Below are 20905 nucleotides of genomic sequence, written 5' to 3'. Positions count from 1 at the left end.
AATCGACGGAGTCAGGGTATTTGCGATTTTCAGACGCTGGTGACGATGGAGAGAAGAAGGAGCACATGACCAAGCACATCTTCGTGACCGGTGGAGTAGTCAGTTCGCTGGGAAAGGGCATCACGGCGGCCTCGCTTGGCCGACTTCTCAAGTCCCGTGGCCTCAAAGTCACCATCCAGAAACTCGATCCCTATCTGAACGTCGATCCCGGCACGATGAGTCCCTTCCAGCACGGCGAGGTCTTCGTGACCGACGATGGGGGAGAGACCGACCTCGACCTCGGGCACTACGAGCGGTTCGTGGATGAGTCGCTGTCGCGCGACTGCAACGTCACTGCCGGATCCGTGTATCAGAACCTCATCGGCAAGGAGCGCCGGGGAGACTTTCTCGGCGGCACCGTCCAGGTCATTCCGCACGTCACGAACGAGATCAAGGAGCGCATCAACAGGCTCTCCGAGCAGACCCGCCCCGACGTGATCATCACCGAGGTCGGCGGCACGGTCGGCGACATCGAGTCCTTGCCGTTCTTGGAGGCGATACGGCAGATGCGCAAGGACAAGGGTCGCGACAACGTGTGCTACATCCACGTGTCTCTCGTCCCGTGGATCGCCGCGTCGAGCGAGCTCAAGACCAAGCCGACGCAGCACTCAGTCAAGGAGCTGCGCTCCATCGGTATTCAGCCCGACTTCATCGTATGTCGCAGCGACCGTCCCATCGACGTGAGCATCCGTCGCAAGATCGCGCTGTTCTGCGACGTCGAGCCAGAGGCCGTCGTGTCCGCGCAGGATGCCCGCAGCATCTATGAGGTACCGATGCGGTTGCGGGAGCAGAAGCTCGATACGATGGTCATGGATCGCCTCGCGCTGACCGCGGGCGAGCCTGACATGGCCGAATGGGAAGCCTTCGTGGCGCACTCAGCCGCGCTGCCCGATGAGGTTCGGATCGCCCTCGTGGGGAAGTACGTGGCACTGCCGGATGCGTACCTGTCGGTGACTGAGGCACTTGACCACGCCGGCATCTACCACGAGCACAAGGTGAAGATCGAATGGGTGGACGCTGAGTCGCTCACCCCCGAAGAGGTGGCGACCACGTTTGCCGCCTTCGACGGCATCCTCGTGCCCGGCGGTTTCGGTATCCGCGGTGTGGAGGGCAAGATCCGCGCAGCCCGGTACGCCCGCGAGAACGATGTCCCCTACTTCGGCATCTGCCTGGGCATGCAGGTGGCCGTGGCCGAGTTCGCTCGGCACGTTGCGGGTCTTGATGGCGCCAACTCAAGCGAGTTCGATCCGGTGACCGAGCACCCGGTCATCGACCTGATGCGCGACCAGCACGATGTGGCTGACATGGGTGGCACCATGCGGCTTGGAGCCTACCCGTGCAAAGTCACGCCCGATACCAAGGGATGGGCTGCGTACGGAGAGGAAGTCATCTACGAGCGTCACCGCCACCGCTATGAGGTCAACAACGCGTACCGTGACCAGCTCGTCGAAGCAGGCCTCATCGTGAGCGGCGTGAGTCCTGATGGTCGCCTCGTCGAGATGGTGGAGTTGCCCGGACACCCGTGGTTCCTGGGCAATCAGGGGCACCCCGAGTTCAAGAGCCGGCCCACGAGGCCCGCACCACTGTTCCGCGACTTCGTGGGCGCCGCGGTGGCGTTCCGGCGCTCGCGCGAGGGCTGACATGGGCGAGCATCCGCCGATCGATGCGGGGCGGTTGCTGGCGACCTTCCTGGAGCTTTGCCGAACGTACAGCCCTTCCGGCACCGAGAGTGCCTGTGCCGCGCTGTGCGCAGATGCACTCAGATCCGCAGGGTGCGCCGTGCGTTTTGATGACTCAGCCGCCACCACAGGGTCCGACACAGGGAACCTGATCGCGGTGCTTCAAGGCACCACACCCGGAACCCTCGTGCTGTGCGCACACCTCGACTGCGTGGAACCGTGTGATGGGGTCGAGCCGATCATCGAGGATGGCATCATCACGTCGGCAAGCCAGACGGTTCTTGGAGCCGATGACAAGGCGGGCCTCTCTGCGGCCATCGAGTGCGTTGCCGTGATGGCCGCTTCGAGCAAGCCGCGACCTACCCTGAAGTGCGTGTTCACCGTACAGGAGGAGGTCGGCCTGCGAGGGGCCAAGGCGCTCGATCCATCAGTCGTATCGGGTGACGTATGCCTCGTGCTCGACGCTGAGGGCGAGCCGGGCGGAATAGTCATCGCGGCGCCGACCCACATCACCTTCACAGCCGAGTTCACAGGCCGTGCGGCTCATGCCGGGGTCTCGCCTGAGCAGGGCGTGTCGGCCATTGCCATGGCGGCTGATGCCGTGTGCAGGCTCCCGAGCGGGAGGGTCGACGAGTTGTCAACGGCCAACGTCGGCACCATCGAGGGGGGAACGGCAACCAACGTGATCGCCGGATGGGCCCGGTTGACCGGCGAATGCCGCTCTATTGACAGGGTGCGTGCCGAGGCGCTACAGGGCACGATGGATCAGATCATCCGTTCAGCAGCTCGAGAAGCCGGCGGTGAGGTCGAACTCCTGTGGACTGTTGAGTACGAGGGGTTCACGTTCGCTGAGACTGAGGGGCCGGTGGAGCTCGTGCGGGCGGCGTGCATCGATGTCGGAATACCTCCCCGCTTCTTCGCGACCGGGGGCGGGAGTGATGCGAACGTCATCGCCGCCCTCGGAGTGCCTGCGGTCGCCTTGTCGTGCGGGATGAAGGGCGTTCACGGCACGGCCGAGTCGCTCGCCGTCTCCGACCTGGAGCGTCTGACAGAGCTGTGCGTGGCGGTGGCCGCGCGCATGGCTCGGGAGGACTGAGCCATGCGACTGGTCTGGGGGACGATCAGCGCGATCAAGGATGCGCACGACGGCATGCAACGGCTTGCCGTGGCGCTGGATGACGGCAGCGTCGGCTACGCGATCTGCTACCTGGGGTTGTCCGGCGCATGCGGGCCGGGTGACCGCGTCGTGGTCAACACCACGGCGATGGACTTGGGGCTCGGAACCGGCGGCGCCCATTTCGTGGTTGCGCGCGCCGGTCGTGGCGAGGGCGTCATACATGATGTCGCCTCAGGTGGTCACATCATGAAGCTACGGTACTCGCCACTTCAGGTCGACGTGCTGGCTGCGGAGGCGCAGGAGTCGCCCCACCACGAACGCCTGCGCACTGCTGATTCACTCGGAGGCCTTCCCGTTGTGTGTTGCGGGCTGCACAGCCAAGTTCCTCTTGTCGCCGCTGCAGTCAAGCAGGCAGACCCGGATGCCGTTGTCGTGTACTGCATGACCGATGATGCTGCACTGGCACTCGGTCTGTCCGACGTGATTCGGTCAAGTATCAGCGCCGGGCTGATCGATGCCACGGTGACGTGTGGCCAGGCCTTCGGCGGTACGCTCGAGTCCGTCAACCTACACTCCGGGCTGCTTGTGGGCGCGCACATCTGTGGCGCCGCCGTGTTGATCGTCGCGATCGGACCGGGCGTCGTTGGGACGGCCACCCCCTTCGGGCACGGCGGGGTTTCGCAAGGGGAGGCCATCAATGCGGTGGCAGCCCTCGACGGCGTGCCGATAGCCTGCCTTCGGGTCTCCTTCGCCGACTCTCGGCAACGGCACAGGGGAGTCAGCCATCACTCCATCGCCGCACTGACGCGCATCGCGCTTGCTCCTGCGAAGGTGCCGGTACCCGACGTCATCGCTGAGCAGAAGGCCGTGATAGACGCTGCCCTGGAGCAGGCGGGAGTGTGGGTGCGTCACGAACGGGTGGATTCCGCTGCCGGCGCATCTCTGCCGTCGATGCGCGGCGTCCAGGTGTCCAGCATGGGACGGGTGCTGGCCGATGACCCCGCCTTCTTCGCTGCGGCGTTCGCTTCGGGCGATGTTGCGGCGCGGTTGGCGCGTGCGGCGACCTAGTTCGCTGCGCATATAAAACCGTTGCGCTCAGGATTTCTCTCTGAGGCATTGCGCCCAGCGTCCAAGACGTTACACTTAGCAACAATCTCGTTCCCAATAGCGAGATTCCGTAAATGGACAACGTCCCCGCGATAGCAGTTCGTCAAGGAGGTCTGGTCAGCCGTGATCATCGGAGTACCCAAAGAGATCAAGAACAACGAGTTTCGGGTCGGCCTTACGCCCGGTTCCGTGCGCGAGTTCGTTCGTGCCGGTCATGGTGTGCTTGTTGAGAAGACGGCGGGTGATGGATCCTCATTTCCCGATGCGGAGTATGCGGCTGCAGGAGCGCGTATCGTCGAGAGCGCTGATGAGGTCTTCGCCAGCGCCGACATGATCGTGAAGGTCAAGGAGCCGCAGGCGGTCGAGATCGCCCGCCTGCGCCCGGGTCAGATCCTGTACACGTACCTGCATCTGGCGCCCGACCTCGCACAGACCGAGGGGCTCATCAACTCGGGTGCCGTGTGTATCGCTTACGAGACCGTCGAGTTGCCCAACAAGACGTTGCCGCTGTTGGCGCCTATGTCCGAGGTCGCGGGTCGCATGGCCTCGGTGGTCGGAGCCGAGTACCTCCAGAAGCCGCGCGGTGGACGCGGCGTGCTGATAGGTGGTGTGCCTGGCGTGCTCCCGGCAAGCGTCGTGATCCTGGGCGCGGGGGTCGTGGGCATCAACGCGCTGTACATGGCGGTCGGTATGGGTGCCAATGTCACGGTCATGGACGTGAACCTTGACCGGTTGCGTTACATCGATGAGCTGTGGGGCAACCGAGTCCGCACGGTGTACAGCAACGCCCACAACGTCGAGGAGGCCGTCTACGGCGCAGATCTCGTGATCGGCGGCGTTCTGCTCCCCGGCGCTCGTACGCCGTGGCTCGTTACGAAGGACATGCTCCCCAACATGAAGCGCGGTTCGGTGGTTGTTGACGTCTCCGTGGACCAAGGTGGCTGCATCGAGACCACGAAGGCGACAACTCATGCCGATCCGACGTACTTCGTCGACGGCGTGCTCCACTACGGCGTGGCCAACATGCCCGGTGCCGTGCCCAACACGTCGACCCTTGCGCTCAACAACGCGACCCTGCGCTACGGACTGGCCATAGCCAACAAGGGGTGGAAGCAGGCGGTTGCCGACGACGCCGCTTTGGCGAAGGGCGTGAACGTACTGGACGGCAAGATCACCTACAAGCCGGTCGCGGATGCGCACGGACTCGAGTATGTCGCTCTCGAGGGGCTTATCGCCTGACCCTGGTAGTCCAAGCAAAGATCGAAGCGGCCGTCCCGGTTCAAGGGGCGGCCGCTTCGCGTATCATCTCGTGGCGTGGAGACACTCATCAGCGAGTACCTGGCACACCTCGTCGTCGAGCGCGGAGCGAGCCCCAACACGGTAGCCGCTTATCGCGCCGACTTAGCCGAGTACGCGCGTTTTCTGCAAGGCCGCGACATCACCTCACCCGATGCAATCCGGCGCGAAGACATCACCGCTTACCTGCTTCATCTTCGCGAGCGGGGTCTTGCGCCGGGCTCGGTGGAGCGCAAAGCCGCATCGCTCAAAGGACTTCACAAGTTCCTTGTGCGAGAAGGTATCACCGAGAACCACCCGACGGCGCGGCTGGCCTTGCCCAAGGTGCCCGAACGGCTTCCTGACGTGATCTCGGTCGACGAGGCCGCCCGCTTGTTGTCGCAGTCGTTTCCCGACGGACCCGTGGGGTTGCGGGACCGTGCGCTGTTGGAGGTGCTCTATGGCTGCGGGCTGAGAGCCAGCGAGGTGACGGGTCTCGAGATGATGGATGTGGACTTGGATGCCGGGGTGGTGCGTGTCACGGGGAAGGGCGATAAGCAGCGGCTGGTGCCGATCTGCGGCATGGCGTCGCGGACCCTTGCGGCGTACCTGCAGACCGGAAGGGCGCATCTGCGCTCCGCGCGCAGTGTCAGCGGCGTGGACTCAGCAGTGTTCCTCTCGCGGCGGGGGAGGCGCATGTCGCGGCAGAGCGTGCACACGATGGTGAGCAGCTACGGCGCGCGAGTCGGTCTCGAGGGATTGCACCCACACACCCTGCGTCACTCCTTCGCGACGCACATGCTGGAAGGCGGCGCTGACCTTCGGGCGCTGCAGGAGATGCTCGGTCATGCGGACATCTCGACGACTCAGGTCTACACACATGTGGATACGCGCCATATTCGGGAAGAATACCTATCGACACACCCTCGTGCGCGCATGCGCTGAGCAGTCAGGGTGTCACGTATCCGGTTGGTGGGCCACTCCTGCCCCAATAGCAGTAGAATGAATACGCAGGGGTTGTCCGTGTATAGGGAGGGAGATGTCTGTGATATCGAAGTGGAGCAAGTTGCTGGCCCTCATGCTGGCTCTCACGCTCATCGCGTCGTTTGCGGTGGGTTGTGCCCAGCCTGAGGAGCCGGCCGAGGATCCGGTTGCCGAGGAGCCGATGACCGACGTCAAGGCAGCGATGGTCACCGATATAGGCGGGTTGGGCGACGATTCGTTCAACGACCTGTCCTACGCGGGTCTCGAGAGGGCCAAGGCCGAGCTGGGCGTCACCATCGAGGCCCTCGAGTCCAAGGAGCCGACCGACTACGAGAGCAACATCAACCAGCTCGCGTCGGCCGGTTTCAGCCCGATCTTCGCCGTCGGGTTCCTGATGACGGACACCGTTGTCAAAGTGGCGCCGCAGTTCGCAGACGTCAACTTTGGAGGCATCGATATCTTCTTCGAAGAGCCTTCCGCCAACGTGGTCGGTCTGCTCTTCAAGGAGCAGGAGGCCGGATACCTCGCGGGTGTGGTCGCAGGCAAGCTGACGGCTATGCCGGACGTGGATGATCGCCTCAACGACAAGAAGATCATCGGCTTCGTCGGCGGTATGGAGATCCCGCCCGTCCAGAAGTTCGAGGCCGGATTCATCGCGGGCGCCAAGTCGGTACTGCCCGACGTGGAGATCAAGACCATCTACACCGGCACGTTCACCGATCAGCAGAAGGGCCTCGAGGCCGGCAAGACCCTCATCGAGTCTGGCGCCGACATCATCTTCGCCGCTGCGGGAGCCACGGGCTCTGGTACCGCAAAGGCGTGCCAGGACAACAAGGCGCTGTTCATCGGCGTCGACGCCGACCAGTACAACACCATCGAGGGCATTGGTGACACGATTCTGACCTCTGCGATCAAGCGGGTCGACAACGCCGTGTTCCTCACGGTCAAGGAAGCTGTCGACGGCGTCCTCAAGGGCGGAGAGAACCGCGTCTTCGGTCTTGCAGAGGATGGCGTGGGCCTTGCCCCGTATCACGATTGGGAGACGAAGATGCCGGCTGAGGTCAAGGAGGCCGTCGACAAGGCGATCGCCGACATCAAGGCCGGAACGGTTACGGTTCCCGAGACCAAGTAACGACTCAACGGATCCACGCCGATGCGACCGGCGGGCGGGCGTTCACTCGCCAGAACAACGCCCGCCGGTCGCGCGGTGTGCCTCGTGCCGGGAGAGCCCATGGAAGCCGAGCCCAGCCCGACCTGCGACGCGCCGCAACCGAGCGGACGTCGCGAACCCATTCTTGAACTCAAGCACATCACCAAGCGCTTCCCCGGCGTTTTGGCCAACGAGGATGTTTCCATCGACGTTGCGCCCGGCGAAGTGCTCGCGCTGCTCGGCGAGAACGGCGCGGGAAAGTCCACACTCATGAACGTCGCCTACGGTCTGCTCGCCCCGGATACGGGTGAGATGCTCGTCGACGGCGAGGTGGTGAGCGTGCGTGCGCCCCGCGATGCGATCGCGTTGCGCATAGGCATGGTCCACCAACACTTCATGCTCGTGGAAACACTCACGGTCACCGAGAACATCGTTTTGGGACTTGAGCCCACCGTGACGGGTGGAGTCATCGATCGCGACGCCGCCCGGAGTCGCGTCACCGAGCTGTCGGAGCGCTATGGGCTCAAGGTCGATCCGGACGCACGCGTCCGGGATCTGTCGGTCGGTCGCCAGCAGCGCGTTGAGATACTCAAGGCACTCTACCGCGACGCCCGGATCCTGATTCTTGACGAACCGACCGCCGTGCTCACGCCGCAGGAGGTGCACGAACTTTTCAACATCGTTCGCGGTCTGGTCAGCGAAGGGCTTGCGGTCGTGATCATCACCCACAAGCTCGACGAAGTCATGGCGTTCTCCGATCGTATCGTGGTCATGCGAGCGGGACGCGTGGTGGGCGAGACGACACCCAGCGTGTGCAGCGAGGAGTCGCTCGCGCGCATGATGGTCGGTCGCGACGTGGTGCTGCGCGTGGAGAAGCCGGATCACGTTTCCGGCGATGTGCTGCTCGACGTGTCCGCCCTGTCCGTGATGGATGACCGCAAGTTATCCGCCGTGCGTGACCTTTCTCTGACAGTGCATGCGGGCGAGATCGTGGGCATCGCAGGTGTCGACGGTAATGGGCAGCGCGAACTCGTCGAGGCGATCATGGGGCTGCGGCGTCCGGTTTCAGGCACGGTCACCCTCAAAGGCAAAGACATCACTCACGATGATCCTCGTCGTACGATAGCCTCAGGGGTCAGCCACGTGCCGGAGGATCGTCATCGGCGCGGTCTCGTGCTCGACTTCGATCTCGTTGAGAACGTGGCGCTGGGTGATCACCGGCGTGCACCGTTCTCGAAGTTCGGCGTTCTCAACCGTCGCGCCATGGAGGCCGAGGCCAAGAGCCGCATCGCCGACTACGACGTACGCACGCCCAGCGCGCACATAGCGGCCGCGAACCTGTCCGGCGGAAACCAGCAGAAGTTGGTGCTCGCCCGCGAACTAGGCAGAGACCCCGATGTGCTGATCGCCGCGCAACCGACGCGCGGTCTGGATGTAGGCGCGATCGAGTTCGTGCATCGCCGCATTCTGGCCGAGCGCGAGGCAGGCAAGGGTGTCTTGCTCATCAGCATGGAGCTCGAGGAGATCTTGGCGCTGTCCGACCGCATTCTCGTCATGTACGAGGGCGCCATCGTCATCGAGTTCGTTGGGGGTACGGTCACCGAGGAGGAGCTTGGGTTCCACATGACGGGCGGGTCGAAGAAGGCGGCGAAGGACGAGGTGACCGATGCCTGATCCTTCTGACAAGACGATCGAACAGATCGAACAGGAGCGCGAGGCTGCTGAGCGCAAGAACGCGCTCGATCAGCAGCGCATTCGGCGGGCGATATCGATCGCGACGCCGTTCATCTCGGTGGCTATCGCGGTCATCATCGGATCACTGCTCATGCTTGCGGCCGGCAAGGATCCTGTTGCCGCGTACGCGGCGATGTTCAAGGGCTCATTCGGCGGCACGCGGCAGATCGGCGAGACGCTTCTGCGAGCGACACCGCTCATATTCACCGGACTCGCCGTGGCATACGGCTTCCGCGCCGGGTTGTTCAACATCGGCGCCGAAGGCCAGCTCTTCTTGGGCGGCCTGGCAGCGGCCTTCGTCGGGGTCAAGGTGGCAGGGCTGCCGTGGGCACTGTCGATTCCGCTCATCATCGTGGCCGCGGCCCTCGCCGGTGCGGCATGGGCGTTCATTCCGGCTCTGATGAAGGCGAAGATCGGCGCGCATGAGGTCATCACGACGATGATGTTCACCTACATAGGCCGCTACTTCGTCTCATGGATCATCCTCGATCACTTCCGTGCTGAGGGGGCGATCCCTCAGACTCCGATGTTGCCCGAGACGAGCCAACTGCCCCGTATCAGTGATGTCTTCACCTTCGTCGAGCCGAACCGCGCGCACCTGGGGCTCGTTCTGGGAATCCTCGCCGCGGTTCTGGTGTGGTGGATTCTCAAGTACACAACCCTCGGGTTTGAGGCCCGAGCAGTCGGGTTCAACCCGACCGCGTCGGAAACGGGGGGCATTTCGATCGCCTCCACAACGATCAAGTCACTGTGTCTTTCGGGTGCGTTGGCCGGTCTTGCCGGGGCGGTGGAGGTCATGGGGGTCCACTTCCGCTTGTTCGACCAGTTCTCACTGGGGCTTGGTTTTGCGGGTATCGCCGTTGCGCTTCTGGCCAAGAACAACCCGATCGGGGTGATAGCGGCGGCGATCCTGTTCGGCGGCCTGTCTGCCGGGGCCGGCACCATGCAGCTGGAGGCAGATGTATCGCAGAAGGTCATCTCCATCATCCAGGGCGTGATCATCTTCATGGTTGGGGCCGAGACCATCGTGACCTGGACGGTAGCCAGGATCCGTGACCGAAAGGGGGACGCTGATGCTGTTTAGCGACATCGTCACTCCTGAGCTTTTCGCCTCGGCGGTTCGTTTGGCGACACCGATCGCACTTGCTGCTGTGGGCGCCTCGATCTGCGAGCGCTCAGGCGTGGTCAACATCGCCATGGAGGGTCTGATGCTCATCGCCGCGTTCTCCGGAACAGCGGTGGCGCTTCTGACGGGCTCCACGTGGCTCGGGGTTATCGGAGCGGTACTCGCCTCGTTGATCTTCGCCTCGCTGCACGCGTGGGCATCGGTCAATCTGCGATCCGACCAGGTCATCTCCGGTACGGCCATCAACATCCTGGCGCTCGGCATCACGGGCTATCTCATGGAGACGATCTTCGGTCGTCCCGGCACGACCGAGTCCGTCCAGACGATTCCGCCGGTGTTCGACTTCCCCTCAGGCGGTGAGGGCTTCCTCGGCGAGGCCTGGCACTGGATCAACACGGTGGTCTTCAGCTACACCCCGATCGTCTACTTCGGCATGTTCGCCGCTGTGTTCCTCACGTGGGCGCTCTACCGGACACGCTGGGGTCTACGGCTTCGCTCGCTGGGCGAGCACCCGCGTGCCGCCGACACGATGGGTGTGAACGTCTCTGCCGGTCGCTGGTTCGCCATTCTGGTCTCGGGCTTCATGAGCGGCCTGGCCGGAGCCAACCTGACGCTGGAGCAGGTGGGCAGCTTCACCGAGGGAATGACGAACGGTCGCGGCTTCATCGCCCTTGCGGCGATGATCTTCGGTCGATGGGTTCCCGGGGGAGGCTACCTCGCCTCGCTGCTGTTCGGATTCGCCGAGGCGTTGCAGCTCAAGCTGCAGATCTTCGGAGACCTCATCATCGTCCCGCGGCAGTTCTTCCTCGCGCTGCCCTACCTGCTTACGGTCATCGTGCTCGCGGGCGTCGTAGGTCGCGCGACGGCTCCCGCGGCGATCGGAAAGCCTTACAAGAGCAAAGCCTAGAGGCGGCGCCAAGACCGGGGGCTATCTAGCGCAGCCGCGTGCGGCACGCTACGGTCGATTCGTGGCGTCTTCGCGCGTGTCTGTCGCGGTGTCCTCCGCGTGGTCTTCGGTCGCTTCTTCGCCGTTGGAGGCGCGCGCCTGTCCGACCAAGATGAGTGCTGCGATGATGATGATCGCCACGATAAGATCACCGGGCATGTCGGGTGAGAAGTCACCATTGCGGATGACGAGTGAGCGAACCACGTAGGCGGCGCCCGGGATTGCGAGCGCCGCCCACAGGGGCAGTCGGATGCGGGGTCGAGGCAGCATTCTGGCTGCGGACCTACACGGCGTCTTCGGGACCCATGGGCGCCTGGGGGCCCACACGGTCGTTGACTACGCTCGTGGCGTCTGTCTGGTTGGATGCCCGCTGTGCCCGGCGTGTGCGGCGGCGCACGAGGGCAACGACCACCCAGACGAACAGGCCGATGACGAGGGCAAGCGGCAGAAGCGCGATGACGGTCGTGATGATGACCTGAACAACCTGGATCGCCCCTTGGACTCCGCGGCTGAACGCCTCGCGTATGCCGTACCACGGGTTCTCGGGTCCGACGACCGGCCCGGGCTCGCTGAGATTGACCACGAGAGTCGCGCGGGCCACCTGACGCTTCAGGTAGGTGAGCTGAGCGTCCATCGCCTCGATCTCGCCACGGACGCGCGATAGCTCGCCCTGAACCGCCAGCAGGTCGTCGACGTCCTTGGCCTCGTCAAGGAAGGTGCGCAGGCGGACTTCTTCCGCTCGGAGGTTGCGCAGGCGTGCCTCCATATCGACTGCCTGCTCGGTGACGTCGCTGGAGCTCTCGGACTGGGACGTGACATCGCCGAGCTTGGCTACCGCAGCGCTGAGCGCGTCGAGCTTGGCTGCGGGAACGCGCAGCGTGATCGAAGCGTAGCTCGGGCCCCCCGAGGATTGCCCTTCCATGCCGGGGTACGATCCGGCGTTCATCGACAGGTCCGCGACCTCCGCACCCATCTTGGTCGCCACCAGCCTGATGGCGGGGAGGGCCTTGTCGACGTCCTTGACGCGCAGCTCGATCGCGCCGTTGCGGATGATCATCGGCTCGGTGATCGCATTGGGCTGCCCGCCGCTGTCGACGCCTGCGGACTTCGCGGACTCTTCAGCGGTCAGCGCCTGGGGAGCTGCAGCGGTGCCGCCAGCGCGCCCATCCGCCGAGGGAGGAGAGGGTGAGACAGCCACATCCGAGTAGCCGGAGTAGCCGACGTCAGTGGACTCTTCGGTCACCGAGCCGCATCCCGTCGGGAGGAGCACGGCGGCGATCAGCGAAGTGGCGACCAGTACTCGCAGTGACGTGCGCATGGCGAAGGACCTCCTCATCGGCGTGGGCGGACCCGGGTGGGCCGTCCGAACGAACACAGACGCCCTCGCTTCCCACGGGGGCTGCAAGGGCGTCGGGTGCCGATCGTGTGAAGCGGTGCGTCTACGCGCTCGTGTCCGTGTCGTTCTCGCACTTCTTCAGCGATTTCGCGGCGTAGGCGCCCAGAGCGACGCCGATCGCGATGACCACGAAGAATGCGAGGACGAGAACGTTCACGACGGCGCCAGGCCAGTTGGCAGTCATACAGCAATCAACCTCCGAGTCGCGATGATACCCGTGACGATTCTACCCGCACCTTTCGCCATGGAGCAAACGGCTCCTGCGCGAACCTCGAGATCGACCCTTCCGCGAGCACCCGATACGCCTGTGTCCGGTTGTCAACGCGGAATCGATGGTTTCGTCCCGCAGTAACTCAGACGCAACGCGGACGGTTCTGGTTCGCGTGATTCTCACAGATCGGGGCCGCGTGGATCCTGGCACCCGCGTGGGGTCCGGTGGGGGCAAAGGAGACCGTGTGTCATCAAAGTGTTACGAAATCCCATACAAGGGTTGCATAGTGGGATGAAGTGTCATAGGATTGCAGCTGTCAGGGAGGGGCTCCCACGACACGACCGGGAATCGGGGACTGCGAGAGGAGGGCGGGAGATGTTCTTCGGCGAGTATCAGCACACGCTGGATGCCAAAGGACGCGTCTCACTGCCCGCGCGCTTTCGCAATCAACTCGGCGGCGCAGTCACCGTGGCCAAGGGGCTCGATCACGCGTTGTACGTGTTCCTGCCTGAGGACTACGAGCAGTTCATGGGCGACCTGCTCGCCAAGTCGGACTTCAACCCGAAGGTCCGCGAGGTGCGGCGCTTCTTCGCTTCGGGCGCGCTTGAGATCCAGCTGGATTCGGCGGGCAGGGTTTCGCTCAGCCAGCAGCTGCGCGAGTGGGCGTCCCTCGATAAGGACGTCGTCGTCATCGGTTCCGGTGACAGGATCGAGCTTTGGGACTCGGCCCGCTGGGACGAGTACAACGGCCGCACGGCCGATAACGTTGAGGCCCTCGCCCAGGAGCTGGCAGAAGCCGGCCTCTTGTAGGGATTGACAATGGAATACCGGCACACCCCAGTTTTGCTGGCCGAGGTCACGCAGCAGCTTTCGTTGCACCCCGGTTCGATCGTCGTCGATTGCACCTTAGGCGGGGCAGGACACGCGAGACGGATTGTAGACCTCATAGCTCCCACGGGCATGCTCGTGGGCATCGATCAAGATGACGCAGCACTAGACGCAGCAGCATCCACACTACGCCTCGGCCAGCAGATACCTTCAGAGCGTGTCGTACTACTGAAGGGGAACTTCGGCGACCTCGATGGCCTGCTCTCTGAGGCCAGAGTCCCGTACGTCGATGGCTTCCTCTTCGACCTGGGGGTTTCTTCTCCCCAGATCGACATGGTCGAACGGGGCTTCTCGTTCAAAGAGGATGCCCCGCTGGACATGCGGATGGATCCGGGTCGACAGACCCGAACCGCAGCCGAGATCATCGCAGCCTATGACGAAGCCGATCTCGCCCGGATCATCCGCGAATACGGTGAGGACCGGTGGGCGTCGCGCATCGCAGCATTCATCGTAGCCGCGCGCGCCCGCCGCCCCATCGTCACGACGGGAGAGCTCGTCGAGGTCATCAAGGCCGCGATTCCTGCATCAGCGCGTCGCAGCGGGGGACATCCCGCGAAGAAGACGTTTCAAGCGCTGCGCATCGAGACCAACGACGAACTCGGCGTCCTGCGAACCGGTCTTGAATCCGCTATTCGATGGCTCGGACCCCGTGGTCGAATCGCCGTCATCAGCTACCACTCTCTCGAGGATCGCATCGTCAAGCGGCTCTTCTCCGAGCTGTCCACGGGGTGTATCTGTCCGCCCGACCTTCCGGTCTGTACATGCGGGCATACGCCGGTACTCCTCACCGTCACGCGCAAGGCGGTCGTCCCGACCGCAGCCGAGATCGATCAGAACCCGCGCGCGCGGAGCGCGAAGCTTCGCGTGGCGGAGAAGAGGTAGCCGTTCCGATTCGGCCACAGGCCGATGAGTTGTGAGGGAGGTGCGTTATGGCTGTTGCAGCAAGGGATCTTCGCCACGAGCGGCAGCACGCGCGCCGTCCGCGTCTCGCACTCGCCCCTCCCGTGTCGCGCACCGCGCGCGGTCGCACCACGGCGAAGAAGAGCCATGTCGCCTCAAGCAGGCCGCGCTGCGCCTCCCGAAGCGTTGCCCGCAACAACTATCGTATGCTCGCCGTCGTAGTGATCGTGCTCATGACGCTGGGCATGGGTCGCGTGTGGTTGTCGGTGCAGGCAGCGGAGGCGTCGCTGGAATCCTACGAGTTGAGACGCGGCATCAAGGCCGAGCGCTACAAGGGTGACATGCTCGAGATTCAGCAGAGCGCTCTGTCGTCGCCATCGCGCATCCGTGCCATTGCTGGCGCGACCATGGATATGACCACCGCAGGCGAAGCCACCGTGCTCGATCTTCCTCCCGAGGCGTTGCCGCGCAGGGTCGCCTCGCAACCGAAGACCACATCTACCTTCGAGCGCGTGCTAGCTGACGCGATGGGCCTGGCCGCCGGTGAGGCCCAGGTGCTGCTCGTAGGCGATGTCGGGCTAGCTTCGGCCCGGTGAGCGACGCAGGCAGGAAAGGAGAGGGCGTGAGTCGGAGCAGGCGTGTGACGCCGGACAACGGACGCCACGCCGTTCTGATGGTTGCCTTCGTCATCGCGTTCGCGCTGCTCGCCGTTCGGCTCGCGTGGATCCAGGTAGTCGAGGCGCCCGCCTACGCCGAGCGCGCCACCTCTCAGCGAATGCGCGATATCGAGCTGTCACCACGTCGCGGGACGATCTACGACCGTGAGGGTGAGCCGCTTGCCGTGTCGGTCGAGGCCAAGACGGTGTTCGCGTCACCGCGTCAGATATCCGACCTGCCCGGCGCCGTGGAGGTGCTCGCCACCACCTTGGGTGGCAAGCCCTCAGACTACGAAGAGCTTCTGACCAAGGGCGGTAGCTTCGTCTACATCCAACGCAAGGTGGATCTGACGCGCGCCACCGAACTCGAGGAACTCGTGCGCGAGAATAAGATCGAGGGCATCGGCTTCATCGATGACTTTCGTCGCATGTACCCGTCCGGGGAGCTTGCCTGCCAGGTGCTGGGCTTCGTCGGGGTGGACAACGACGGACTGGCTGGAATCGAGAGCCAGTACGATGATTTGTTGCGAGGGACGCCGGGGGTGATTCTTGGCGAGCGGGACCCGCAAGGGCGCCCGATTCCTGGAGGCATCCAGAAGACCATCGAGCCGCAGCACGGCCAGGACATCATGCTGACCATCGACAAGGACATCCAGTATCAGGCTCAGGTGAGCGTGACCGAAGCGGTCAAGAAGTGGGGTGCCCAAAGCGGCTCGGTCCTTGTGATCGATCCGCGCAATGGCGAGATCCTAGCCATGGCGACAGCCCCCGGTTTCGATCCGAACAAGTACGGTCAGGCTAAGGCTCAAGCCATCCGTAACAAGCCGCTCACCGACTCCTACGAGCCGGGCTCGACGTTGAAGTGTCTGACGACGGCTGCGGTCATCGAGGAGGGGCTGTTCAAGCCGAACTCGGAGCTCCAGCTTCCTCCAACCCTGAGGGTGGGAGGACGGACCATCAAAGAGGCCCATCCGCGCGCAGCGGTGCGGTGGAGCTTGACCAAGATACTCACCGAGTCGAGCAATGTGGGCACGGTCAAGATCGGCATGAAGCTTGGAGAAGAGGGCCTCTACAAAGCGTTCTCCGAGTTCGGGTTGACCCAGACTCCGGGTACTGACTTCCCAGGCACGACGAAGGGCTGGCTGCCGCCCACCGACCAGTGGTCGCCGACGTCGATCGCGAACATCCCGTTCGGTCAGGGTGTGTCGGTCACCCCGATGCAGCTTGCCCGAGCCATCGGCGGAATCGCGAACAGGGGCATCATGTCGACGCCCCACTTCCTGCTGGCCGTGCCCAATCGGCCTGATGCGACCATGAGCTGGCCCCAGGAGCGTGCGATCTCGGCCAAGACCGCTCAGACGGTGACGGGTATGCTGGAACTGGCGGTTACCGAGGGCACAGGCGAAGCCGCCGCGGTGCGAGGGTATCGGGTAGCCGGCAAGACCGGAACGGCCCAGAAGGCCAGGGCCGACGGCCGGGGCTACAAGGGCGGCGGATACGTGGGCTCCTTCATCGGATACCTGCCTGCGGAAGACCCGCAGCTACTTGTCTGTGTGACCATCGACCGTCCTACCAACGCGATCTACGGCGGCGTCGTGGCCGGGCCGACATTCTCGAAGGTGGCAGCGTTCAGCATGGCGCACCTCAAGATTCCGCCGAGTTCACAGGATTCGACCGATGATGCAGGTGTCGGTCGGGTGTCGGAGCAGCCCGCCCACGACTGACGAGTGCTAGGATTCCGCGACCGACGAAGCTGTGTGGGGAGACTGTGAGTCAGACGACCGCCATGAGTGTGCTGTCCGGCACCGACGCACGATCGGTGCGCGGTGTCGATGTGCGCATCGAGGGGGTCGCGTACCGGGCGGACGAGGTGTCCATCGGCGATATGTTCGTGTGTGTTCGTGGTTTCGCGCACGACGGACACGACTTCGCTTCGGAGGCGCTGTCGCTTGGTGCGGTCGCGCTGGTGGTGGAGCGAGAGTTGCCCCTGGACGTGCCCCAGTTTGTCGTCGCGGACTCGCGACGCGCGCTAGCCATGGCTTCATCGGCGGTGCATGGTCACCCCAGCCACGACATTCGGGTGGTGGGCGTCACCGGTACCAACGGCAAGACGACGACGACCTATCTCATAGACTCGGTTCTTCGAGAAGCATCTGTGTGCGCCGGGGTGGTCGGCACGGTGGAGACGCGCATCGCAGATCGGCAGCTTCCCGCCGTGCGCACGACCCCTGAGTCGGCGGACCTACAGGGACTCTTCGCACGGATGCGCGACGCAGGCGTGTCGGTCTGCTCGATGGAGGTTTCGAGCCACGCCATCGATCTGCGCAGACTCGACGGTACCCGGTTCGCGGTGGCGGCGTTCACGAACCTCACGCAGGATCACCTCGACTTCCATCACACCATCGAAGAGTACTTCGCCGTGAAGAAGCGACTGTTCACGGATTTCGATGTCGGTGCTCGCGTGGTCAACATCGACGACCCGTTCGGTAGGGGCATCGCCTCAGAGATACCCGGGTGCATCACCGTGGGGCGTGCCACGGGCGCCGCTGTTCGAGCCGAGGACGAGGTTCTGACCGCAGAAGCGTCGGAGTTCACGCTGGTCACAGTCGATGGATTCCGCCGCGTCAGGATGCCGATTCCGGGGGCGTACAACGTGAGCAACGCACTGGTCGCAGCCGGTTGTGCGATGGCGTTGGGTATCGGGCTCGATGATATCGTCGCGGGACTGGAGTCGGCGCCACAGGTCCCCGGTCGCCTAGAGCGCGTTGATTGCGGTCAGCCATTCGCCGTCGTCGTCGACTACGCACATACGCCCGATTCGCTCGCCAAGGCGATTGACGCGATGAAGACAGTCACTTCCGGACGGGTCATCGTCGTGTTCGGTTGCGGCGGCGATCGCGATTCCGACAAGCGCTCTGTGATGGGGTCAGCGGCGGGGAATGCGGCCGACTTCTCCATCATCACCAGCGACAACCCGCGCTCCGAAGACCCGGTCGGCATCATCCTTCAGATCGAGGACGGTATGCGGCCCACGGGTGGACACTATGAAGTCGTCATCGACCGCCACAAGGCGATAGAGCGGGCGATTCTTCTCGCGAATCCGCGTGACACGGTGCTGATCGCCGGCAAGGGACATGAGGACTACCAGATATTCGCTGACCGCACCGTTCACTTCGACGATAGGGAAGTCGCGCGGGAGGTGCTTGGCCGATGCTGAGGATCTCGGTGGACAACCTTGTCACCGTCACCGGCGGAGAGCTGTTGTGTGGGTCGGTCGAATCGCACGCCGTCGGCTTGACGATCGATTCACGCCAGAGCACCGCCGGGTGTGTCTTCGTCGCGCTGCCCGGCGCCCAGGTCGACGGCCACGATTTCGCACGCGAAGCGCTGTCGGGCGGCGCTCGAGTCCTCGTCGTGACGCGGGGGCGTGAGGAGTTGCTGCCCGTGCTCACGTCTGCGATGGGTCGCGGAGCGAGTGTGGTGCGCGTGGCTGACGCTCTAGGCGCAGTCTCCGATCTGGCTGCCTGGCATCGGAGCCGGATGCTGTGCGCTGTTGTGGGCATCACCGGTTCGACCGGTAAGACCACCACGAAGGACATGCTCACCGCGGTGCTTCGCACCGAGATGCGCGTCGTGTCTACCCAGGGCAACCGCAACAACGATCTGGGTGTGCCCCTGACGCTGCTCGAGGCGGGTAGCGACACCGACGTGCTCGTCGTGGAGATGGGTATGAGGGGTCCCGGGGAGATCGCGCGGCTCAGCCGTCTGGCCAAGCCGACGATGGGGCTCGTCACCAACGTGGGCACGAGCCATATCGAGCGTCTCGGCAGTGTGGACGCCATCGCGCAGGCGAAAGGCGAGCTCGTCGAAGCCATCCTGTCGGACGGGGCGGTCTTCTTGAACGGTGACGATGTGAACACCGACCGCTTGGCAGCGATGGCGGTGGCTCCCGTGACGCGCTACGGTCTGTCTGACCTGTGTGAGGTGAGGGCGGAGCGCGTTGCCATCGACGAGAACAGTCTGGCAAGCTTCGACTTGGTGACGCCGCAAGGCGAGGTCCCGGTCACGCTCTCGGTGCCCGGACGGCACAACATCTACAACGCGCTGGCTGCGGCGAGCGTCGCACTTCGGCTCGCGGTGTCCTTGGAGCATGTGGCCGAGGGCCTTGCGCGCGCCGAGGTCACGGCGATGAGGATGGAGATGTTCACGACGGCTTCGTCGGTGACGGTGATCAACGATGCCTACAACGCCAACCCCGTGTCGATGCGAGCGGCGATCGAGACGCTCGCGGCGTTGCGCGTCGACGGTCGCCGGATCGCTGTTCTGGGCGACATGGGTGAACTCGGCCAACTTGCCGACCTTGCCCACTTCGAGATAGGGGAGCTCGTCGCCCGATGCGGCATCGATGTGCTCGTGACGGTCGGCCGCAGGTCGCGCCGCATCGCTGAGGGCGCGCGTGCCGAAGGGATGGCTGCGACCGATGTCCGGCCTTGCGCACAGGTCGGTGAAGCACATGGGGTACTCGATGACCTTGTGGAGTCCGGCGACACGGTGCTCGTGAAGGCGTCGCGCTTCATGGGGCTCGAGGCAGTGGTGGACGGGCTGGTGAGTCCCCATGATCGCTAGTCTGTCTCAGTATCCCACCTATCAGGTGTTCATCGCGGTGGTCATCGCGCTCGTGGCGTCGGCCTTGGTCATGCCGCTGTGGATCAAGCTGCTGCGTGTGCGCAGCATCGGTCAGCAGGTTCGGGCAGACGGGCCCCAGGGTCACCTCGTCAAGCAGGGCACGCCCACCATGGGCGGAGTGATGATCCTCTTCGTGGTCACTGTCACCTTCGTGTTCATGGCACTCGGTGAGGGAGTCGTTGCCGAGAAGCTGCGTCCCCCTCTGTGCGCGCTGTTCGCGATGCTCGCCTGCGGGGCCCTTGGGTTCTTTGACGATTTCGCAAAGGTGGCCCATGAGCGTTCCTTGGGCCTCAAGCCCCGTGCGAAGCTGCTGTGGCAAGGCGCTATCTCGATCATCTTCGGTCTGCTTGCCGTGAACTGGGCAGGCATCCAGACGTGGGTGCAGATTCCCCTGACACGCACGCGGATCGAACTGGGAGCCGCGTTCGTGAGCGAGATTCCTATGGGCGGCGGCCTTACGTTGCTCATCCCCTGGGTGTACTTGGCCTTCGTGGCGTTCATGATGATCGCGATGAGCAATGCGGTGAACCTGACCGACGGTCTGGACGGCCTCGCGGCCGGGACGGTCACTGTCGTGACGCTGGCTTTTGCCGGCATCGCGTTTCGGCAGAACTCCCTCGCGAGCGCACTGCTCGGCGCAGCGATCGCGGGGGCGTGCATCGGGTTCCTCTGGTACAACAGCTATCCGGCTGACATCTTCATGGGCGACACCGGCTCACTCGGCCTTGGTGCGGCGATAGCCGCGCTCGCGGTCATCACGAAGACCGAACTGTTGCTGGTCATCATCGGCGGCATCTATGTGATCGAGACGATGTCAGTCATCCTTCAGGTCGCCAGCTTCAAGATGACGGGGAAACGCATCTTCCGGATGGCACCGATCCATCACCACTTTGAGATGCTCGGCTGGTCTGAGACCAAAGTCATGGTTCGCTTCTGGATCGTGACCGGGATCATGGCAGGCCTCGGTTTCGCGTTCTACTTCGCTCAGAGCGTTCGGCTGAAGGGCTGATC

General features: G+C 64.0%; 19 protein-coding genes. 16 read left to right on the top strand and 3 right to left on the bottom strand.

What is annotated here, in order from left to right:
• Nucleotides 1-65: 65 nt before the first annotated feature.
• The 9 genes from U1E26_05600 to U1E26_05560 all read left to right on the top strand — a co-directional run bounded on the left by U1E26_05600 (nt 66) and on the right by U1E26_05560 (nt 11118).
• A complete protein-coding gene (locus tag U1E26_05600) occupies nt 66-1679 on the top strand; it encodes a CTP synthase (protein MDZ4169111.1) in 1614 nt (537 codons plus the stop codon).
• 1 nt (nt 1680) lies between these two features.
• Nucleotides 1681-2814: a M20/M25/M40 family metallo-hydrolase gene (locus tag U1E26_05595; GenBank protein MDZ4169110.1), complete on the top strand. Its 1134-nt coding sequence runs from the start codon at nt 1681-1683 to the stop codon at nt 2812-2814.
• A gap of 3 nt (nt 2815-2817) precedes the next feature.
• Nucleotides 2818-3903, top strand: coding sequence for a DUF3866 family protein (locus U1E26_05590; protein ID MDZ4169109.1), 1086 nt, complete (start codon nt 2818-2820; stop codon nt 3901-3903).
• Nucleotides 3904-4065: 162 nt separating this feature from the next.
• Nucleotides 4066-5181: an alanine dehydrogenase gene (ald, locus tag U1E26_05585; GenBank protein ID MDZ4169108.1), complete on the top strand. Its 1116-nt coding sequence runs from the start codon at nt 4066-4068 to the stop codon at nt 5179-5181.
• Between the two features lie 75 nt (nt 5182-5256).
• Complete coding sequence (locus U1E26_05580; GenBank protein ID MDZ4169107.1) at nt 5257-6162, top strand: site-specific tyrosine recombinase; 906 nt, start codon at nt 5257-5259, stop codon at nt 6160-6162.
• Nucleotides 6163-6256: 94 nt separating this feature from the next.
• Complete coding sequence (locus tag U1E26_05575) at nt 6257-7333, top strand: BMP family ABC transporter substrate-binding protein (GenBank protein MDZ4169106.1); 1077 nt, start codon at nt 6257-6259, stop codon at nt 7331-7333.
• A gap of 99 nt (nt 7334-7432) precedes the next feature.
• Nucleotides 7433-9025 (top strand): ABC transporter ATP-binding protein, encoded by a 1593-nt coding sequence (locus U1E26_05570; GenBank protein MDZ4169105.1) that lies wholly within the window; start codon nt 7433-7435, stop codon nt 9023-9025.
• On the top strand, nt 9018-10169 hold the full coding sequence (locus U1E26_05565) for an ABC transporter permease (GenBank protein ID MDZ4169104.1): 1152 nt from the start codon (nt 9018-9020) through the stop codon (nt 10167-10169). Before U1E26_05570 ends, U1E26_05565 begins: the two co-directional genes overlap by 8 nt.
• Nucleotides 10159-11118, top strand: a complete 960-nt coding sequence (locus U1E26_05560) for an ABC transporter permease (GenBank protein MDZ4169103.1) — start codon at nt 10159-10161, stop codon at nt 11116-11118. Before U1E26_05565 ends, U1E26_05560 begins: the two co-directional genes overlap by 11 nt.
• Before the next feature lie 48 nt (nt 11119-11166).
• Here the strand turns inward: U1E26_05560 and U1E26_05555 are convergent, their stop codons facing one another.
• The 3 genes from U1E26_05555 to U1E26_05545 form a co-directional block, all read right to left on the bottom strand.
• Complete coding sequence (locus tag U1E26_05555; protein ID MDZ4169102.1) at nt 11167-11427, bottom strand: hypothetical protein; 261 nt, start codon at nt 11425-11427, stop codon at nt 11167-11169.
• A 13-nt stretch (nt 11428-11440) separates the two neighbouring features.
• Nucleotides 11441-12475 (bottom strand): DUF4349 domain-containing protein, encoded by a 1035-nt coding sequence (locus U1E26_05550; GenBank protein MDZ4169101.1) that lies wholly within the window; start codon nt 12473-12475, stop codon nt 11441-11443.
• Nucleotides 12476-12596: 121 nt separating this feature from the next.
• Nucleotides 12597-12737: a hypothetical protein gene (locus U1E26_05545; protein ID MDZ4169100.1), complete on the bottom strand. Its 141-nt coding sequence runs from the start codon at nt 12735-12737 to the stop codon at nt 12597-12599.
• 402 nt (nt 12738-13139) lie between these two features.
• Between U1E26_05545 and mraZ the strand changes: the two genes are divergently transcribed.
• Genes mraZ through mraY form a run of 7 tightly spaced genes read left to right on the top strand, consistent with a single transcriptional unit; the run spans nt 13140 to nt 20903 of the window.
• Nucleotides 13140-13574 carry a division/cell wall cluster transcriptional repressor MraZ gene (mraZ, locus tag U1E26_05540; GenBank protein MDZ4169099.1) on the top strand — a complete coding sequence of 145 codons (435 nt, stop codon included), beginning with the start codon at nt 13140-13142 and terminating at the stop codon, nt 13572-13574.
• Nucleotides 13575-13583: 9 nt separating this feature from the next.
• Nucleotides 13584-14534 (top strand): 16S rRNA (cytosine(1402)-N(4))-methyltransferase RsmH, encoded by a 951-nt coding sequence (gene rsmH / locus U1E26_05535; GenBank protein MDZ4169098.1) that lies wholly within the window; start codon nt 13584-13586, stop codon nt 14532-14534.
• A gap of 47 nt (nt 14535-14581) precedes the next feature.
• Complete coding sequence (locus tag U1E26_05530) at nt 14582-15148, top strand: hypothetical protein (protein MDZ4169097.1); 567 nt, start codon at nt 14582-14584, stop codon at nt 15146-15148.
• A 26-nt stretch (nt 15149-15174) separates the two neighbouring features.
• Nucleotides 15175-16932 (top strand): penicillin-binding protein 2, encoded by a 1758-nt coding sequence (locus U1E26_05525; protein MDZ4169096.1) that lies wholly within the window; start codon nt 15175-15177, stop codon nt 16930-16932.
• Between the two features lie 44 nt (nt 16933-16976).
• Nucleotides 16977-18425: a UDP-N-acetylmuramoyl-L-alanyl-D-glutamate--2,6-diaminopimelate ligase gene (locus tag U1E26_05520; protein MDZ4169095.1), complete on the top strand. Its 1449-nt coding sequence runs from the start codon at nt 16977-16979 to the stop codon at nt 18423-18425.
• Nucleotides 18419-19834: a UDP-N-acetylmuramoyl-tripeptide--D-alanyl-D-alanine ligase gene (gene murF, locus U1E26_05515; protein MDZ4169094.1), complete on the top strand. Its 1416-nt coding sequence runs from the start codon at nt 18419-18421 to the stop codon at nt 19832-19834. The genes U1E26_05520 and murF overlap by 7 nt, the downstream gene beginning before the upstream one ends.
• Entirely contained in the window at nt 19824-20903 is a 1080-nt protein-coding gene (mraY, locus tag U1E26_05510; protein MDZ4169093.1) for a phospho-N-acetylmuramoyl-pentapeptide-transferase, read from the top strand. The genes murF and mraY overlap by 11 nt, the downstream gene beginning before the upstream one ends.
• Nucleotides 20904-20905 lie beyond the last annotated feature (2 nt).

The sequence above is a fragment of the Coriobacteriia bacterium genome (assembly GCA_034370385.1).
Taxonomy (GTDB): domain Bacteria; phylum Actinomycetota; class Coriobacteriia; order Anaerosomatales; family PHET01; genus JAXMKZ01.
Note: the sequence above shows the minus strand (reverse complement) of the source record. Positions and strands in the feature narration are given on the sequence as shown.

What these genes read in the sequence shown, in the direction of transcription:
- U1E26_05600 (MDZ4169111.1), top strand. Translation starts at nt 66, where the DNA reads ATGACCAAGCACATCTTCGTGACCGGTGGAGTAGTCAGTTCGCTGGGA.
- U1E26_05595 (MDZ4169110.1), top strand. Translation starts at nt 1,681, where the DNA reads ATGGGCGAGCATCCGCCGATCGATGCGGGGCGGTTGCTGGCGACCTTC.
- U1E26_05590 (MDZ4169109.1), top strand. Translation starts at nt 2,818, where the DNA reads ATGCGACTGGTCTGGGGGACGATCAGCGCGATCAAGGATGCGCACGAC.
- U1E26_05575 (MDZ4169106.1), top strand. Translation starts at nt 6,257, where the DNA reads ATGTCTGTGATATCGAAGTGGAGCAAGTTGCTGGCCCTCATGCTGGCT.
- U1E26_05570 (MDZ4169105.1), top strand. Translation starts at nt 7,433, where the DNA reads ATGGAAGCCGAGCCCAGCCCGACCTGCGACGCGCCGCAACCGAGCGGA.
- U1E26_05565 (MDZ4169104.1), top strand. Translation starts at nt 9,018, where the DNA reads ATGCCTGATCCTTCTGACAAGACGATCGAACAGATCGAACAGGAGCGC.
- U1E26_05560 (MDZ4169103.1), top strand. Translation starts at nt 10,159, where the DNA reads ATGCTGTTTAGCGACATCGTCACTCCTGAGCTTTTCGCCTCGGCGGTT.
- U1E26_05555 (MDZ4169102.1), bottom strand. Translation starts at nt 11,427, where the DNA reads ATGCTGCCTCGACCCCGCATCCGACTGCCCCTGTGGGCGGCGCTCGCA.
- U1E26_05550 (MDZ4169101.1), bottom strand. Translation starts at nt 12,475, where the DNA reads ATGCGCACGTCACTGCGAGTACTGGTCGCCACTTCGCTGATCGCCGCC.
- U1E26_05545 (MDZ4169100.1), bottom strand. Translation starts at nt 12,737, where the DNA reads ATGACTGCCAACTGGCCTGGCGCCGTCGTGAACGTTCTCGTCCTCGCA.
- mraZ (MDZ4169099.1), top strand. Translation starts at nt 13,140, where the DNA reads ATGTTCTTCGGCGAGTATCAGCACACGCTGGATGCCAAAGGACGCGTC.
- rsmH (MDZ4169098.1), top strand. Translation starts at nt 13,584, where the DNA reads ATGGAATACCGGCACACCCCAGTTTTGCTGGCCGAGGTCACGCAGCAG.
- U1E26_05530 (MDZ4169097.1), top strand. Translation starts at nt 14,582, where the DNA reads ATGGCTGTTGCAGCAAGGGATCTTCGCCACGAGCGGCAGCACGCGCGC.
- murF (MDZ4169094.1), top strand. Translation starts at nt 18,419, where the DNA reads ATGCTGAGGATCTCGGTGGACAACCTTGTCACCGTCACCGGCGGAGAG.
- mraY (MDZ4169093.1), top strand. Translation starts at nt 19,824, where the DNA reads ATGATCGCTAGTCTGTCTCAGTATCCCACCTATCAGGTGTTCATCGCG.